General features: G+C 45.8%; 12 protein-coding genes. 5 read left to right on the forward strand and 7 right to left on the reverse strand.

Annotated elements, in window-relative coordinates; genetic code table 11:
* Positions 1–48 precede the first annotated feature (48 nt).
* The 6 genes from QUA07_RS28505 to QUA07_RS28530 form a co-directional block, all read right to left on the reverse strand.
* Positions 49–372 carry an ATPase domain-containing protein gene (locus QUA07_RS28505; RefSeq protein ID WP_333332206.1) on the reverse strand — a complete coding sequence of 108 codons (324 nt, stop codon included), beginning with the start codon at positions 370–372 and terminating at the stop codon, positions 49–51.
* A gap of 671 nt (positions 373–1,043) precedes the next feature.
* Positions 1,044–3,875 (reverse strand): PAS domain S-box protein, encoded by a 2,832-nt coding sequence (locus QUA07_RS28510; protein ID WP_333332208.1) that lies wholly within the window; start codon positions 3,873–3,875, stop codon positions 1,044–1,046.
* 42 nt (positions 3,876–3,917) lie between these two features.
* Complete coding sequence (locus QUA07_RS28515; protein ID WP_333332211.1) at positions 3,918–4,961, reverse strand: BMP family protein; 1,044 nt, start codon at positions 4,959–4,961, stop codon at positions 3,918–3,920.
* A gap of 169 nt (positions 4,962–5,130) precedes the next feature.
* Positions 5,131–7,305, reverse strand: coding sequence for a glutamine synthetase III (locus QUA07_RS28520; RefSeq protein WP_333332213.1), 2,175 nt, complete (start codon positions 7,303–7,305; stop codon positions 5,131–5,133).
* 899 nt (positions 7,306–8,204) lie between these two features.
* Positions 8,205–9,455 carry an alpha/beta hydrolase gene (locus tag QUA07_RS28525; protein ID WP_333332216.1) on the reverse strand — a complete coding sequence of 417 codons (1,251 nt, stop codon included), beginning with the start codon at positions 9,453–9,455 and terminating at the stop codon, positions 8,205–8,207.
* A gap of 111 nt (positions 9,456–9,566) precedes the next feature.
* The gene (locus QUA07_RS28530; RefSeq protein ID WP_333332219.1) at positions 9,567–10,169 is read right to left on the reverse strand and encodes a 2OG-Fe(II) oxygenase; all 603 of its coding nucleotides are present in this window, start codon (positions 10,167–10,169) and stop codon (positions 9,567–9,569) included.
* A gap of 343 nt (positions 10,170–10,512) precedes the next feature.
* On the opposite strand from QUA07_RS28530, the gene QUA07_RS28535 reads away from it, so the two are divergent.
* The 5 genes from QUA07_RS28535 to QUA07_RS28555 all read left to right on the forward strand — a co-directional run bounded on the left by QUA07_RS28535 (position 10,513) and on the right by QUA07_RS28555 (position 14,976).
* Complete coding sequence (locus QUA07_RS28535; protein WP_333332222.1) at positions 10,513–10,752, forward strand: hypothetical protein; 240 nt, start codon at positions 10,513–10,515, stop codon at positions 10,750–10,752.
* Positions 10,753–10,930: 178 nt separating this feature from the next.
* A complete protein-coding gene (locus tag QUA07_RS28540; protein ID WP_333332224.1) occupies positions 10,931–11,290 on the forward strand; it encodes a group 1 truncated hemoglobin in 360 nt (119 codons plus the stop codon).
* Positions 11,291–11,862: 572 nt separating this feature from the next.
* Positions 11,863–14,223: a glycoside hydrolase family 31 protein gene (locus tag QUA07_RS28545; RefSeq protein ID WP_333332227.1), complete on the forward strand. Its 2,361-nt coding sequence runs from the start codon at positions 11,863–11,865 to the stop codon at positions 14,221–14,223.
* Between the two features lie 19 nt (positions 14,224–14,242).
* Positions 14,243–14,368, forward strand: a complete 126-nt coding sequence (locus tag QUA07_RS28550; protein ID WP_333332231.1) for a hypothetical protein — start codon at positions 14,243–14,245, stop codon at positions 14,366–14,368.
* A complete protein-coding gene (locus tag QUA07_RS28555; RefSeq protein WP_333332234.1) occupies positions 14,368–14,976 on the forward strand; it encodes a Uma2 family endonuclease in 609 nt (202 codons plus the stop codon). Before QUA07_RS28550 ends, QUA07_RS28555 begins: the two co-directional genes overlap by 1 nt.
* Before the next feature lie 100 nt (positions 14,977–15,076).
* Here the strand turns inward: QUA07_RS28555 and QUA07_RS28560 are convergent.
* On the reverse strand, positions 15,077–15,292 hold a 216-nt coding region (locus QUA07_RS28560), incomplete at its 5' end, for a hypothetical protein (protein ID WP_333332237.1).

Genomic DNA, 15,292 nt, shown 5'->3' on the forward strand with positions numbered 1-15,292 from the left:
TGCACTCACTTTTTTCACTTCTCTATTTTATTGCGATCGCATTCCTCTTTAAAAACTGTCCGGAGTATTGATATAAACATGATCTATTAATATTTTACCTTCAGCAATTAACTGATTTAAATTCCACCCTAAAGAGGCGACGTTTTGGGTAATTTCTGACGCAGTTTCTTCAAAGGTGACTAAAACGCCTGGTTCTCCGTACCGCGTTGCTCCGCGCACGAGAAACTCCACACCAAATAAGGTCTTACCGCAACCCGCTGACCCGCAGATTAAGGTTGGTCGGCCTTGGGGCAAGCCTCCATCGGTGATTTCATCGAGTCCCTGAATTCCCGTTGGGCATTTGGATAATTGTAACTCTTGAGTTTTTTCCATAAAAAATTAAAAATTCCTTTTTGATAGGAGTTACATAAGCGCACAACTATCCTACCTCTGACACTCTAGGAATCTGTGCTCTTGTCTTGATTACCTGTATAGGATTAACAATAGCACATTTTCTCACTTGAGTATCCATAGCTTTTCGTTTCTTAATGGAATCGTCAGCATATGGCGGATTACATCGTGGGGGAGAATCTCACTTTTGTAGCCAAGCAAGCTAGAGATCTAAGTTTTGAGGCAGAAGGCACGAGGAAGAAGGCAGGAGCCAGAAGAAGTGTTGTTACAAATATGAGATGCTCCCCATCGCAACCATTCTTGAGTTGATAAGATATGCCCGAATCAAATTTGCCACTTTGTCTTAAGTGGAGATCGAGTTTTCTTCTTCTGAGGCAGTAATGGCTCGATAATTCCCCACTCTTTATCACTCAAATCGCTGAAATACCAAATGTTTCATATCACTTCCGGTTGTACCGTCAGGTGATTGTTGACTGTAGAAGGAGGGGTGGAAAAACTCAATGGTTGAGTGTTAAATGTTGACTGGATTTTATTATTTCGATGCAACCGGAAACGATATCACTTTTACCTGTTTGAATCCACCTATTATCTGTGCATTTGACTCGGTCGCCTAAAAGATATCAAATGGGTTTTATAGAGGAATGCGATCGCAGTTATTTACCGACGGGTGCTACAGCACCGCTTTGTAACACAGGAATTTCAATGCGGAACTCTGCTCCTTGATGGGGTTGAGAGAAGCACTGGAGTAAGCCACCATGCTTATCAACTACAATTTGATAGCTGATGGATAGTCCTAATCCAGTTCCTTTACCAATTGGTTGGGTGGTGAAGAAGGGATTGAACACCTGTTGTCTAACAGTTTCCGTCATCCCTGGTCCATTGTCTTGAACTTGAATCACCACGTTTTTAGAACAACCGGGCCCAGTTTCGTTTGTGACTAGCTTAGTCCGAATAGTGATGCGACTGGGATTTGTTTGGATGTCTTTTCTAGAACGCTGATTGTCGTAGTTTTCTAAAGCATCAATCGCATTTGCCAGAAGATTCATAAAGACTTGGTTCAACTGTCCCGCATAGCACTCTACTCGCGGTAAGTCGCCGTACTCTTTGACAATTTCAATAGCAGGATGAGCCGGATTTGCCTTGAGTCGATTTTGCAAAATCATCAATGTGCTGTCAATTCCCTCGTGGATATCAACTGGCTTCATTTCTGCCTCATCTAGCCGCGAGAAGTTTCGTAGCGACAGGACAATTTGACGAATGCGATCGGCTCCTACCTTCATTGAAGTCAGGATTTTGGGTAAATCTTCACTAATGAAGTCCAGCTCGAACTCTTCAATTTTTTCCTGAATTTCGGTATTAGTTGGATAGGTTTGCTGGTAAAGCTGAATCAACTGTAGTAAATTTTGCGTGTAGTCGGCAGTATGGCTCAGGTTGCCATAGATAAAGTTGACTGGATTATTAATTTCGTGAGCAACACCAGCAACCAGTTGCCCCAAACCTGACATTTTCTCTGCCTGAATAAGCTGTGCCTGAGTTTGCTGTAAGGTTTTGAGTGCAACCTCAGCTTCCTCTTTTGCTTGCCTTAACGCAGATTCGGCTTGCTTGCGCTCAGTAATATCCAGTGCCAAGGATGCGACTCCAACAATATTTCCACCATCCCCTACTAAAGGCGTATTGAACCATTCGCAAATAATGATTTTGCCGTCTTTCGTAAAATTTTCATTGACGCTGTAGCGTCCTCCGGCCTCAATCAACAGCTCGTTCATAACTTGATTGACTATCTTTCTGGTAGGCGCAGGCACAATTAATTCTGCGGGATGGTGTCCGATCGCCTCTTTCGCCGTGTAACCAAAAATCTGCTCGGCCGCTGGATTCCAAGCAGTGACTTTAAAGTTTAAATCCCATTCCACAACTGCCAGTGAACTTTGGCGGAATAGATAAGATAGTCGCTGTTCCGACGTTTTGAGTTCCTCTTCTGTCTGTTTCCGTTGAGTAATGTCAATCCCTGTTTTGATGATGTACTCAATTTCACCTTCATTATCCAGTAAAGCAGTATCTGACCAGGCAATGAGTCTGAGTTGTTGATCTTTGCTCACCCAACTGCCTTCATACTGCTGGGGAAAATTACCAGATTGTAAAGACTCAAAAGCAGTTTTGGCAAGTCCTGCTAAGTCTGAGGTCGGGAACAATTCCCAAATGTAGCGCCCTTTCACTTCACTAAATGAGTAATGAGTCATTTGTTCGCAAGCTCGGTTAAAGCGAACGATTTGTCCCTGCGGGTCGAGCACAACTACCAGGGCACCTGCAATTTCAAGAATTGCTGAAACAAAATTGCGTTCCACTTCAAATGCTTTAATCAGTTCCTCTAACTGGATTGCCATATTGTTAAAGGCGATCGCCAATGTCCCCAATTCGTTTTGGCTGTCGATGTTGACCCGCGTCTCTAATTGCCCCGCACTGAGTTCAGTAGCTGCCGTGGTTAAGCGCTGTAGCGGCACCACAATTTGCCGAATAAATAGATACCCAATGCCAACAGCGACGATCGTCACCAGCGTCAATGAGCCTCCCATAATTGAGAGCATTTGGTAAACGGGAGCATAGGCCTCAGCCGTTGGCAGTTCTACAACCACATTCCAATTCACGCTCCGAACTAAGGCACTGGCTCCCAATACTTCTACCTGCTTTAGACCCTGATAAACATTAAGGTGCTTAGTATTTTCGGATGCTTTCAAGAATTGAAAAAAGGGGCGCTTAGAAATATCTTGAACTTGAAAAGTTTCTGGCTTACTACCCTTTTGAGCAATGAGAAAATTACGCTCATCAACTACATAGACATAACCCGTCTTACCAACATCTGTTTGGGAAACAATAAACCAGAGAAAGTTGAGATTTACCTCTGCTAATAGCACCCCATCCACCTCATCTCGCTCATTCCGAATCGGAACCGCCAGAAGGGTGGTTGGTTGGTGATTTGTAGGATTAATTTCTACAGGACTGACATAATCTTCCTGTTGTTTAAAAGCACGAATAAACAGTGGCGAATTGGCTGGATTTTCTAATTTAAGCGGTTTATAGGGTGAAACTGACGCAACAACTTTTCCCTTCCTGTTCAAAATGGCAACTGCTTCATAAGCATCATTATGACGAATCAACCCTTCCAACAGGCTCTGCTGCACTTGAGGTTGAAAGTTGGTGAGTCCTTTGACCCTAGCTAAATAGCTCAGTTTTCGTTTCAAGTCATCTAGATAATTATCAATCTGCCCTCCTGCTGTCTGGCTACGCGCTTGTTGGAGCGATCGCGATTGCTGGATCTGCGCCTGAAAGCTGAGGTAGATCAGCAAGCCACCTGTGGGCAGTAAGCTCAGAAGAACCAAAAATATCAAACCATAGCGGAGCTGATTTGCAATAGAAAAGAAGCGTTGCCAAGGATGAGAACGAGAACTTCTGGCGATCGGCACAGCGCGATCGTTGCGTTGATTTTGCATCGGACTTAAAGATCAATATTGGTAAATAAATTAATGCGCGCACTAAGGAGACACATCAATTTGGCCAGTCGTCACAGCTTCTCGGATGGTCTTGAAAGTGTCCTCTTCCTGAGACGTGAGACTACCACGGAAAGGGGCAAAGTCGTAGATCTTTTCCTTGAGCCCAAACTTGTAAAGTTTTCCTTCCCAGCGACCTTGCTGGGTTAACACTGCCACATTTAGCACAAGATTGGGAATGTCCTGCAGAACGCTAGTGAGGACTTTGCCGGGAGCCACTTCATACTGATCCTTTGTCCTACCAATCACAAAGACTCCTGGCTTTTGCGAAACGGCTATTAGCGCGGCTAACCCTGCCTCACCCGCGTTGAAAGTCAAAACATCTACTCCAGAGGCAACCATATCCGTTGCAATTTTGGTGGCTTTTTCCGTATCAACCCAAGAATCTAGAAAAGCAGTGGAGGCTTGAACAGAGGGATTCGTTGCCTTGACTCCCCGCCTAAACAAGGCTTCTTCTTCTTGGTAAACGGGATAAGGTTCACCCACAATATAGCCAACTTTATTGCTTTTGGTCTTCATGGCAGCCAAAGCGCCTGTGAGGTACCCCACTTCACCCGATCGAAAGGCAACAGCCCCTAAATTTCTGTTATTCCCTGGATGCGTTGTAATCAGGGCAAATTTCGTGCGTGGAAATTCTTTAGCGAGCTTTTCGGCAGTTGTGGAATAGGCACCACTGGCGGCAATTATCAGGTCATAGCCGGACTGGGCATATTTGCGAATGGTAGCTTCACTATTTTCACCGTCAATACTGTCAGTAATGTCTACCTCAGCATTAAATTTATTTTTGATTAGATTCAATCCTTCAAAGCAAGCTTGATCCCAACTTTGGTTGTCTTTGGCGCCTGTGGTGAGCATTGCCACTCTAAAGCTGCTAGAGGTGCTGGCTTCAGGGGCAGAGTCTACGTTCGGAGTCGATCGACTGCAACTGATCGCAAAAAATAGAGCTAGAGCCGCCAGAGTCATTTGTTTCAAGAGAGATTGAATCCGCATAATAGCTTTTCGCAGCAAGGTTACTTTTTCTACCCCCATAAAATTTGTTGAACCGTATCTCAACAATCTTCACAACTCTTACTGTAGCTGGGATTTAATGACTCTGGCCGATTCAGCGTACGACTCATTTAACCTCAAAAACAAGTAAGGACACGGCACTGCCGTGTCCTTACAACTCTAACCTGCAATTAACCGAATTTGTTTGCTCTTACTTAACAAACAGCATTTCTTGATAAGTAGGCAGCGGCCACAAATCATCAGCCACTTCACCTTCCAGAGCATCCGCATACTTGCGAACCTCATCCATCAAAGGACGAATTGTTTGCGAAGCATATTGCATATGGTCTTCTGTCGAAGCAAAATCGTGCTTGCTCAAAGCAGCACTCAATTTGCTGGCAGTATCAATCATGGACTTAACCAGCACCGCTACTTTTTCGGCACTTTCCTTTTCCAGTTCAATCCCAATCTCTTTCAATTTAGAAATCGTTCCAGAAACTTCAGCTAAATACCTCAAAGCTGCGGGGTAAATAATGGTTTTTGCCATGCTTATTACCAGTTTTGCTTCGACTTCAATTGCCAGCAAATACTGCTCAGCATAAACATCGTAACGGCTTTCCAATTCAACTGGAGTCAGAACACCTGTCTTTTCAAACAAGTCTTCAATGTATCCTTCCTTCAACACGGGTAAAGCATCTGCCGTAGTCCGCAAGTTAGCTAAACCCCGTTCCTCAACGGCCATTTTGTGCCATTCTTCCGAATAGCCGTCGCCACCAAATACAACCGCACCGTGCTCGTCCATCACTTCTTTGAGAATGGTTTGGATGGCAGCATTCAGTTCAGTTCCGTTAGCCAAATCGCTTTCTAATTTGTTAGCAATCCAGTCCAAAGAATCTGCAAGAATTGTATTCATCGCCACCAGCGGCCCGGAAACAGACTGACCGGAACCTACTGCCCGGAATTCAAATCGGTTTCCAGTAAAAGCAAAGGGCGAAGTCCGGTTTCTGTCTCCAGCATCCTTCATGAAAGTAGGCAGTGTTTCTACACCTAAGTTCATAATTCCCCGACCTTTAGAGTCCTTAACTTCTCCCCGGCTAATTTGCCCGAAGATATCTTCTAATTGCGAACCCAAATAGACAGAGATAATTGCTGGTGGAGCCTCATTTGCCCCCAATCGGTGGTCGTTGCTGGCAGTAGCAACTACCGCGCGCAGTAGCGGCCCGTATTTGTGAACTCCGCGAATCACAGCGCCGCAGAAAACTAGAAATTGTATGTTCGAGTGCGGTGTATCGCCGGGGTCTAATAAGTTTCCTTGGGTGGCATTGCCGACCGACCAGTTGACGTGTTTGCCAGAACCGTTAATGCCGGCGAAAGGCTTCTCGTGCAGCAAACACATAAAACCGTGTTTCTTCGCAGTGTTGCGGAGAATTGTCATGGTTAATTGTTGGTGGTCGCTGGCGACGTTTGCTGCTTCAAAAACTGGTGCAATTTCAAACTGACCGGGAGCTACTTCGTTGTGGCGAGTTTTGGCAGGAATTCCCAGCCGGTACATTCTTTCTTCTACTTCCTGCATGAAGACTTGAACGCGCTCTGGAATCGCTCCAAAATAGTGGTCGTCAAATTGCTGACCTTTGGCAGGAGGTTTGCCAAACAAGGTGCGACCTGCTAGCAGTAAATCGGGGCGGTTGTTGGTGAAATTGGCATCTACCAGGAAGTATTCTTGTTCGGAACCGCAACTGGAATTTACCGGAGCAACTTCGGTATTGCCTAATAGCTTTAACACTCGGGTTGCTGCTTTGTTCATGGCGGCAATGGAACGCAACAGCGGCGTTTTCTTGTCTAAGGCTTCACCTGTCCAGGAGATGAAAACAGTGGGAATGCACAATGTCATGCCGTTGTCTGTTTCCATGACATAAGCAGGGCTGGTGACATCCCAGGCTGTATATCCGCGAGCGGCGGCGGTGGAACGGATGCCACCGTTGGGGAAGGAGGAGCCATCGGGTTCGCCTTGTACGAGAACTTTCCCTGCAAATTCTGAGATGACGGAGCCGTCGCCTTGCACTGAGATGAAACCGTCGTGCTTTTCGGCGGTACCGTTGGTTAGCGGGTAGAATACGTGGGCGTAGTAGAGGGCTCCTTTGGAAATAGCCCAATCTTTCATTGCTACTGCAACTACATCAGCTACGGAAGGATCGAGTTTTTGGCCGGTTTGAACGGTGTTTTTTACTGATTTGAAAATGCTTTTGGGCAGACTTTCTTGCATCTTGCTCAGAGTAAAAACGTCTGTTGCCCACATATCTTCGAGCCGCTTGGGAGGCCGACCCGGCATCAGTTTGCGGTTGACGATTTGAGAAATTGCTTGAACGCGCGATTCGTTTCCACTCATGGTTATTTTTATTGGTATTGCGGGACGAGTAATTGAGAAAAAATAGATGTTAGCAAAAGTCTAACGATTGACGAATATGTTGGATTTACCCAACGTTTTTAGTCAAAGCTAACTTTTGGGAGAATGCCTTTTTGACAGACTCTAAAAGATTGGAGGAGCGAGGCGCAATGACTTCGCCGTCCATCGGGTGTGACAATCCAGTGTGAGATGCGGTTGGATTGCGGTTATTAGCAAGAAGATAGATGGCAAGAGCCTGTACAAACTTGAGTCAACATTATAGATGTCTGCACTGCACAAATTTAGTAACTAATCTTCACCCTGGTCAGCTCAAAAATTTTGTGCGAATCAATTCCGATGAATTCAGGTCAAAACTACTTATGGTTTTTAACGGTTCGACGATCGATAAATCGCAGTCCAGCAAACAACGCACTCGTTTAGGGGTTTTGGAGAATTATGGAGAGTACACAATCTACACTTGGAGAGTTTAAACAATCATTAACCAAATAAATGTATTGTAGGCTACAGAATTTTAGGTTTTTTTCACAAAGGTCGATCGCACCAAGCGCACACAACCACAGGATTTCAGTTTAACAGGACGCGGGGTGCTGAAACTGAGGGGCGATCGTACATTTACCGGACTTATCCAGGGATACTATATATACTGTGCCAAGAAAAGGATCTCACTTTGGCGTTGCTAAATTCGGGTATGAAATTTGTAGGGGCAATCCCCCGGTGGTGGCTGTACCGCTGGCGGGGTCAGCTTTTATTCAGCAGCCACACAAAACTTTTCCAGCGCAGTAATGGGGATTTCTATGAATTTAAAATGAAGAGACTTAGAGCAATAGTTCAGACAGTTTGAGACGCAGTTTATTGAGCATAAATTAGTAAAATTTAAAGTTTTATTTAACTCGTTGGTAATCCGAAGACTTCAGAAAATGAGCCAAAAAACGTTCTGTGTAGTACAAAGCTAATTGATTGCTCGGGCCATTAAAAACTGCATCAAAGGCGTGTTCAGCCCAAGGAATTTCGAGCAAAATAGCCCGCTCGCCCGTGGCTCGCAATCGTTGGTAGAGCGATCGACCAAACTTGGGCTGAACGATATGGTCGCGACCTGCATAAACCAGTAGAGAAGGGGGAAGATTGGGTTTAATATAATTTATGGGAGAAGCCCGACGGTAAAGCTCATTGAGTTCGTCTGGCGTTCCTCCCAGAAAGGCGCGCAAGACGGCTCGAACATTTATGGCATCAGGAAAAGGTGGGTCATTGTATCCCCGGAGCAGGTCATTTGGCCCGTAATAGTTGACCACTGCTCGAACTGGAAGCACACTAGAATCATAAGCAGTTAGCATTGCTAAATGGGCACCTGCAGACCTTCCCATCAGAGCAATTCGATCGAGATCGATTTCCCAATCAGCAGCATGAGTTTTTATATAGGAAAGAGCGGCTTGTACGTCCTCAAGCTGAGCAGGAAATCGATACTTGGGAGCGTGGCGGTAATCAATTGCAACCACACAATAGCCTTGAGCGGCCATATAACGGCTGAATTCCTCATTGGAATCGGGATTGCCTCTCTGCCAAGCTCCCCCGTAGAGCGTGATAATCGCCGGATATTTGCCAATTTGCATCGGCCGATAAAGGTTTAGTTGCAGTGAAACTCCGTCAGGGTTGGCAAATACAATAGCCCGATCGATCCTAACGTCTCTGATGGGAATTCCTCGGAAGGCATCTGCGAGGATAAACGGTTGAGGGCGTAGCTGGGCGCGATCGGCTTGAGGAATCGCTGCTAAATAGTTTTTCCCTAGAACAGCTTGCATTTGGGTAGCTATGGCTGCATTGGCTGCTGGGAACTGAATCAGGGGAAGCAGGCCCAGGATTAGGGCGAACAGGTTACAAATCAGTAAAATAATGTAGACTTTGCCTTGATTCCGTCTGAGCAGGTTCAGCAGAAGGGCGATCGTATTTATACCAACCAACCAAGGACTGATTTCTGGTGCTCCCACCGCCAAAGGATACAGGAACATCGTGGGTGCTGGTACGATGACCCAGAGACTGAGAAATAGGGCGATCGCACTCAGGAACCCAGAAATAAATGGCGAGACTAAGAATGCTGCCAATAAAAGTAACTTTTTGCGTTTCTTCTTGTGGATCATCGGATTATGGATAATCTCCTAGCACATAAGTTGGCGGTGATTGAACCCCTTGATGCAAGCGGCTGGTTAAGCGTGTTCTGAATTTATCACCCGCCCAGGAGGGAATAAACCTTACTTGCTTTTTGCTTTTACGGCCCTAGATTCCACTGTGAATCCTGGAATATCTTGCAGTTCTGTTTCGCTCAAACTGTACTGTTCGCAAACCAAACTCAAACGAGTTCCGCTACTTTTAACAGCGTTGACAGAGTGAGTCAAATCTCCTTGAAAATAGATCAGCGAGTTGGCTTGTGGCTTAATCTGCCCGACTTGCTGTTTGTTGCGCCGCAGTATCAACTCTCCCCCTTGCAAGTTCGGCGGCACTTGTACGTATAAAACGCTGACGGCTGCGGGAGGTTCAACAGTTTTGCAGTACGATCGCAAAGATCGATCGATATGCGGATCGACGCGGGAACCTTCACCCAGCAACAAAGGGTTGAGGTAAAAAGCATTGCATTCAGGCTGTAATGCTTGGTCTAGATAGGGTTTGAACAAGGGAAACCGCCGTTCTACTTCGGCGATTTCCGCACGTTGAAACACTACGGAAAACCCTTTTGTGCCAATGAAATCGCGGTTGAGGTTGTTGATTGCTAGATAAGGGGAGGCTAGAATTGCTCCTCGCAAGTCGTTGAGGTAGTCGATCGAGAAAGCGTTAGGATGTTGGCTATAGTATTTCAAGGCACTCAAAAATCATCAAAGTTTAAGGAAACAGCAGATAGAAATGCAGCAATCGCTCCTACTTGGGATTGCTTGGTTCCGCGCAATGACATAATAATGTTTATTTGTGTCCGCGTACTTAAGTTAAAGGTTTTTCTTAGCTGCGGGCGATCGCCCGGAAGTGTCGCAACCCACTAGCAACGGCAGAATATCAGTATACAGGCGATCGACTTTCGCCGCTCGTCGTTGTGATTCGATTATATGGGCAATTCTTGCAGGAGTCGTAAATTTTTTACCCCACCCCAACCCTCCCCTTAGCAAGGGGAGGGAGTAAGAGATTCACAAATGATTTAGGATTGCTATATTGGCAATTCGATTATACATGATGCCGCTGGGCAGCCGATCGCCCATTTATTTTAACTTCTCCAATTGCAGGGGCGAGCCTAATTTGGGCGATCGCATCCGGCCGCTGTTTTCTCACCGATTTATTGAGTTTGCTAGCTTTAAAACCGATGGCTGTTGGTGGTGTATAGGAAACATCTTGCTAAAACAAGCAATCCGTGCATTAGGTCAAAATGCTGGGAGGGCGATCGACAATATCTAACTGGCGATAGACCCTTAATAAAGTTTACAATGATACTAATTGGTCTAAAAAATACCACCAGTCCCAACAGTTACTAAGTAATTATTTCAGATTAAATTAATATCTTACAGAGTGGAAAAAAGCCAAGCGGCCAGCTATAATTAAAGAGTAAGTAAAAAAAACAACTCGCTGAAACGATATGCCAACAACATTGTACGAAAAAATGGGTGGAGAACCAGCCATTAAAGAGATGGTAGATGATTTTTACCGCGATGTTTTGGCTGACGAGATAGTGAGCCACTTCTTCGATCATACAGATATGGAAAAGCAGCGGCGTCATCAAACTGCTTTTATCTCTTATGCCCTCGGCGGCTCCCAGCAATACTCAGGCCGTTCAATGGAGAAAGCACACGCAGGTTTGAATTTACAGCCTGAACATTTTGATGCAATTGTGAAGCATTTGACCGATGCAATAGTTGCCCACGGCGCGTCCCAAGAGGATCTTGATCAAGCGCTAGCTAAGATCGCTACTTTGAAAGACGCTGTTTTGTACAAGTAAAATGGAGTGAAGACCACAGGGTTTTTGCAGCCACTAGAATATTGATAAAAGTGGAGATTTCGTAATTGTGCAGCGAAAGCTCCACTTTGTTTTATGCCGGATATAATGAACCGCTTTCGAGGCGAAGGAAGAGAAGAGTTCACAATTAATGCGAGCATTGCTAGAGTTATTTAATCAGTATCCCGTAGGAGTTTTGGGAAGCAATCGCGCGATAGATATAGTCGCGGATTTAAGTTATTTCTGACATCTTGCACCGTTATCAAGAACAGGCAAGATGCCTGTTCCACAAAGACTAAACTTTCTTGTAGAACAGGCATCTTGCCTGTTCATAAAGCCGGATTGATAAGGGTGCAATGTGTCAGTTATTTTTGACTGGGTTTATGGATACCTGTTTCATTTTTTATAGTAGCTTATTCGGCTAGCCACGGTATTGCTGAAGTATATTTTATCGCATTTGTTAATTTTCTGGAAATGCTGAGAAGTTATATTCATCCTTTAGCTAGATGACGGTAGTTAAGTGCGGATTGCACGATCGGTTTACCAATTGCAAATTACCAATTACCAAATCGTATATGCCGCAATACTTCGGAAAACTTCAAAAAACCGAACAGCCTTGGTCAACAATCGGTTCGGTAGAATCCATAAATAAAACCGATTCCCTACGGGATAGCTGCGCTTCACGCACCTTTCACTTTAATTGCGGCGAAACTTCCCTAAACCTCAGTATCCTCGCGCCGAATTTAATCCGAGTGCGAATGTCCCCGACAGGTGAATTCAAAAGCCGATCGCACTCAATAACAGTCCCTGACGAAGAGTGGGAAATTACACCATTTGAAGTGCGAGAAACAGACGAAAAAATAGAAATTGAAACATCACAAATATTAATTTCCGTAAAGCGATCGCCCGCTTCCATCGAATGTTTTGACAAATCGGGAAAACCCTTTGCTAGCGACTGCGATCGCAATATGGGATGGCGCGCAGGTGCAACCGCCGGCTGGAAGCGCATCGAAGCAGACGAGCACTTCTACGGTTTCGGCGAACGCACCGGCTTTCTCGACAAACTCTCCGAAGTCAAGACAAACTGGACAACAGACTCCCTCGACTACAATTCCCTCACCGATGAAATGTACCAGGCGATCGCATTTTACATCGCCCTGAATCCCGATCGCGCTTACGGCATCTTTTTCAACACCACATTTTGGAGTCAGTTCGACATCGGCGCCCAACAACCGGGGGTTTTGCGGATGGAAACCAGAGGCCCGGAACTCGACTACTACATCATTTACGGTCCGGAACCCGCCCAAATTCTCGCCACCTACACGCAGTTAACCGGCCGGATGCCGCTTCCGCCAAAATGGGCGCTGGGATACCACCAATGCCGCTGGAGCTACGAATCCGAGGACGTTGTGCGGGAGTTGGCGAAGGAATTTCGCGATCGGGCGATTCCCTGCGATGTCATCCACCTCGACATCGACTATATGCGCGGCTACCGCGTTTTTACCTGGAGCCCGAAGCGTTTCCCCGATCCCGCGAAACTGATCGCAGATTTGAAAGCAGCGGGTTTTAAGGTTGTCACGATAGTCGATCCCGGTGTCAAGTACGAACCGGAAGGAGATTATGAAATATTCGATGAGGGTGTGGAGAATGACTATTTCGTCCGCACCGCAGAGGGAAAGCTATTCCACGGTTACGTTTGGCCGGATAAAGCGGTGTTTCCAGACTTCATGCGGCCGGAGGTGCGCCAGTGGTGGGGCGAATTGCACAAAACCCTGACAGATATTGGGATTGCGGGGATTTGGAACGACATGAACGAACCTGCGATCGCAGAACGGCCTTTTGGTGACGGCGGCGAACACATCAGCTTTCCCCTGGATGCACCGCAAGGCCCGGAATCCGATCGCGCTACCCACGCCCAAACGCACAATTTGTATGGGTTGATGATGGCGAAAGCTTGTGCTGAGGGCTTGCAAAAAGTGCGCTCGGGCGATCGATCTTTTGTGCTGACGCGATCGGGTTTTGCGGGCGTTCAGCGTTACTCCTCGGTGTGGATGGGCGACAATCAATCGCAGTGGGAACACTTAGAAATGTCGCTACCAATGCTTTGCAATATGGGGCTTTCCGGCGTGGCGTTTGTCGGTTGCGACATCGGCGGTTTTGCGGGGAATGCAACGGCTGAATTGTTCGCGCGGTGGATGCAGGTGGGGATGCTGTATCCCTTGATGCGCGGTCATTCGGCGATGAGTACGGCGCAGCACGAACCCTGGGTTTTTGGATCTCGCACTGAGAAGATTTGCCGCGAATACATCAATTTGCGCTATCAGTTGTTGCCTTATATTTATACGTTGTTTTGGGAAGCAGCGACGACGGGAACACCGATTTTGCGACCGTTACTATATCACTTTCCGCGCGATCGGGCAACTTATCACCTTTACGATCAAGTATTACTCGGCCCGTCGCTGATGGCTGCACCTGTTTACCGCCCGGGAGTTGAGCATCGCGCTGTGTATTTGCCGGAGGGGACTTGGTACGATTGGTGGACGGGTGAATGCTATCAGGGCCCGATGCACATTTTAGCTTATGCACCTTTGGAGAGAATGCCGCTTTACGTGCGGGGCGGGGGCATAATTGCGATCGCACCTGTGAGGCAATTTGTCAGCGAAGAACCGCTTGAGTCATTAAAAATGCGAATTTGGCCCGGAAGCGGTGAATGGACGCTTTATGAGGACGACGGACACAGTTTTGAACATGAAAAAGGTGTCTGGGCAACGACTAATTACAAGGTGTATTTGGAAGGGGAAAAAATTATCGTTGAAATTGCCGCGCGCGAGGGTCAATTTTCGATTTCTGAACGCGAAGTTATTGTGGAAGTTGTTGGCGTTGGCGAACAGCGATTTACAGATGATGGTGCGGCGCGGCGTTTGACATTTGGATAACTTTGGCATCAAGCGGTTTATGCTATGGTGGCATTCAGGGCGATCGCTCGATCTGGTAGAGTTTGAGATGGAAAGGGCGATCGTATCCCTCGATCGAGCTAAAAATATAATTATTCATCGACCTATCACTAAAGAGGCTTTCTGATGACTCAAACAATATCCAAGTTAATAACTTTTGATGATTTTCTGGAAGGAAAACCAGAAAAGGGACATTATGAATTACATAACGGAGTTATTGTTGAAATGCCAAATCCAACTGGTAAACATTCAGCCAGCGCCGGTTTTCAGGCGATCGAGTTTGGGTTAGAAATCAGGCGACTACAGCTTCCTTACTTTATTCCCAAGGAATGTACAATTAAATTTAGCGATAACTCGGGCTACAATCCCGATGTAATTGTATTAGATAAACAAGCCGTAGCAGCCAATGAGTCTCGCTGGGAAAGAGAATCAGTTATTACTCAGGGAAATTCCGTCAAATTAGTTGTTGAAGTTGTCAGCACAAATTGGCGGGATGATTATGGCCACAAAATGATTGATTATGAAGCATTAGGCATTTTTGAATATTGGATTGTAGATTATTTGGGTTTAGGTGGTAGCCGTTATATTGGTTCTCCGAAACAGCCTACTTTATCGGTTTATCAGTTAGTAGATGGTGAGTATCAAATTAAGCTGTTTCGAGGGGATGAAAGGGTTGAATCGGCAGTGTTTCCAGAGTTGAATTTGACCGCAAAGCAAATTTTTAACGGTGGGTAAAAATTAAATAGGACTTACGCACGGGGATAGTACGGCAAAAATTGGTAAAGACTACAATCGTCAACTCATCCACTTTGTCAATCAAAGTTGGCAGGTTGCGTCAGCACAGACTAATTCCCCCAGTTTGGAACGAGCTATGAATGCGATCGTAAATTTTCAACCAACCTGGGAAACTTGAGGAGAAAAACCAATACTGTACCCTGTCAATGCTAGGCAAACAGTTAATAACTACTGTTATAATATCAATACTCCGGACAGTTTTTAAAGAGGAATGCGATCGCAATAAAATAGAGAAGTGAAAAAAGTGAGTGCAATC

Origin of the sequence: Microcoleus sp. T3_A4 (assembly GCF_036700465.1) — a bacterium.
Classification (GTDB): Bacteria; Cyanobacteriota; Cyanobacteriia; order Cyanobacteriales; family Microcoleaceae; genus Microcoleus.

Excerpts from the sequence above, each read along its gene's own strand:
- QUA07_RS28505 (WP_333332206.1), bottom strand. The coding sequence starts at position 372 with ATGGAAAAAACTCAAGAGTTACAATTATCCAAATGCCCAACGGGAATT.
- QUA07_RS28510 (WP_333332208.1), bottom strand. The coding sequence starts at position 3,875 with ATGCAAAATCAACGCAACGATCGCGCTGTGCCGATCGCCAGAAGTTCT.
- QUA07_RS28515 (WP_333332211.1), bottom strand. The coding sequence starts at position 4,961 with ATGGGGGTAGAAAAAGTAACCTTGCTGCGAAAAGCTATTATGCGGATT.
- QUA07_RS28520 (WP_333332213.1), bottom strand. The coding sequence starts at position 7,305 with ATGAGTGGAAACGAATCGCGCGTTCAAGCAATTTCTCAAATCGTCAAC.
- QUA07_RS28525 (WP_333332216.1), bottom strand. The coding sequence starts at position 9,455 with ATGATCCACAAGAAGAAACGCAAAAAGTTACTTTTATTGGCAGCATTC.
- QUA07_RS28540 (WP_333332224.1), top strand. The coding sequence starts at position 10,931 with ATGCCAACAACATTGTACGAAAAAATGGGTGGAGAACCAGCCATTAAA.
- QUA07_RS28545 (WP_333332227.1), top strand. The coding sequence starts at position 11,863 with ATGCCGCAATACTTCGGAAAACTTCAAAAAACCGAACAGCCTTGGTCA.
- QUA07_RS28550 (WP_333332231.1), top strand. The coding sequence starts at position 14,243 with ATGCTATGGTGGCATTCAGGGCGATCGCTCGATCTGGTAGAGTTTGAG.
- QUA07_RS28555 (WP_333332234.1), top strand. The coding sequence starts at position 14,368 with ATGACTCAAACAATATCCAAGTTAATAACTTTTGATGATTTTCTGGAA.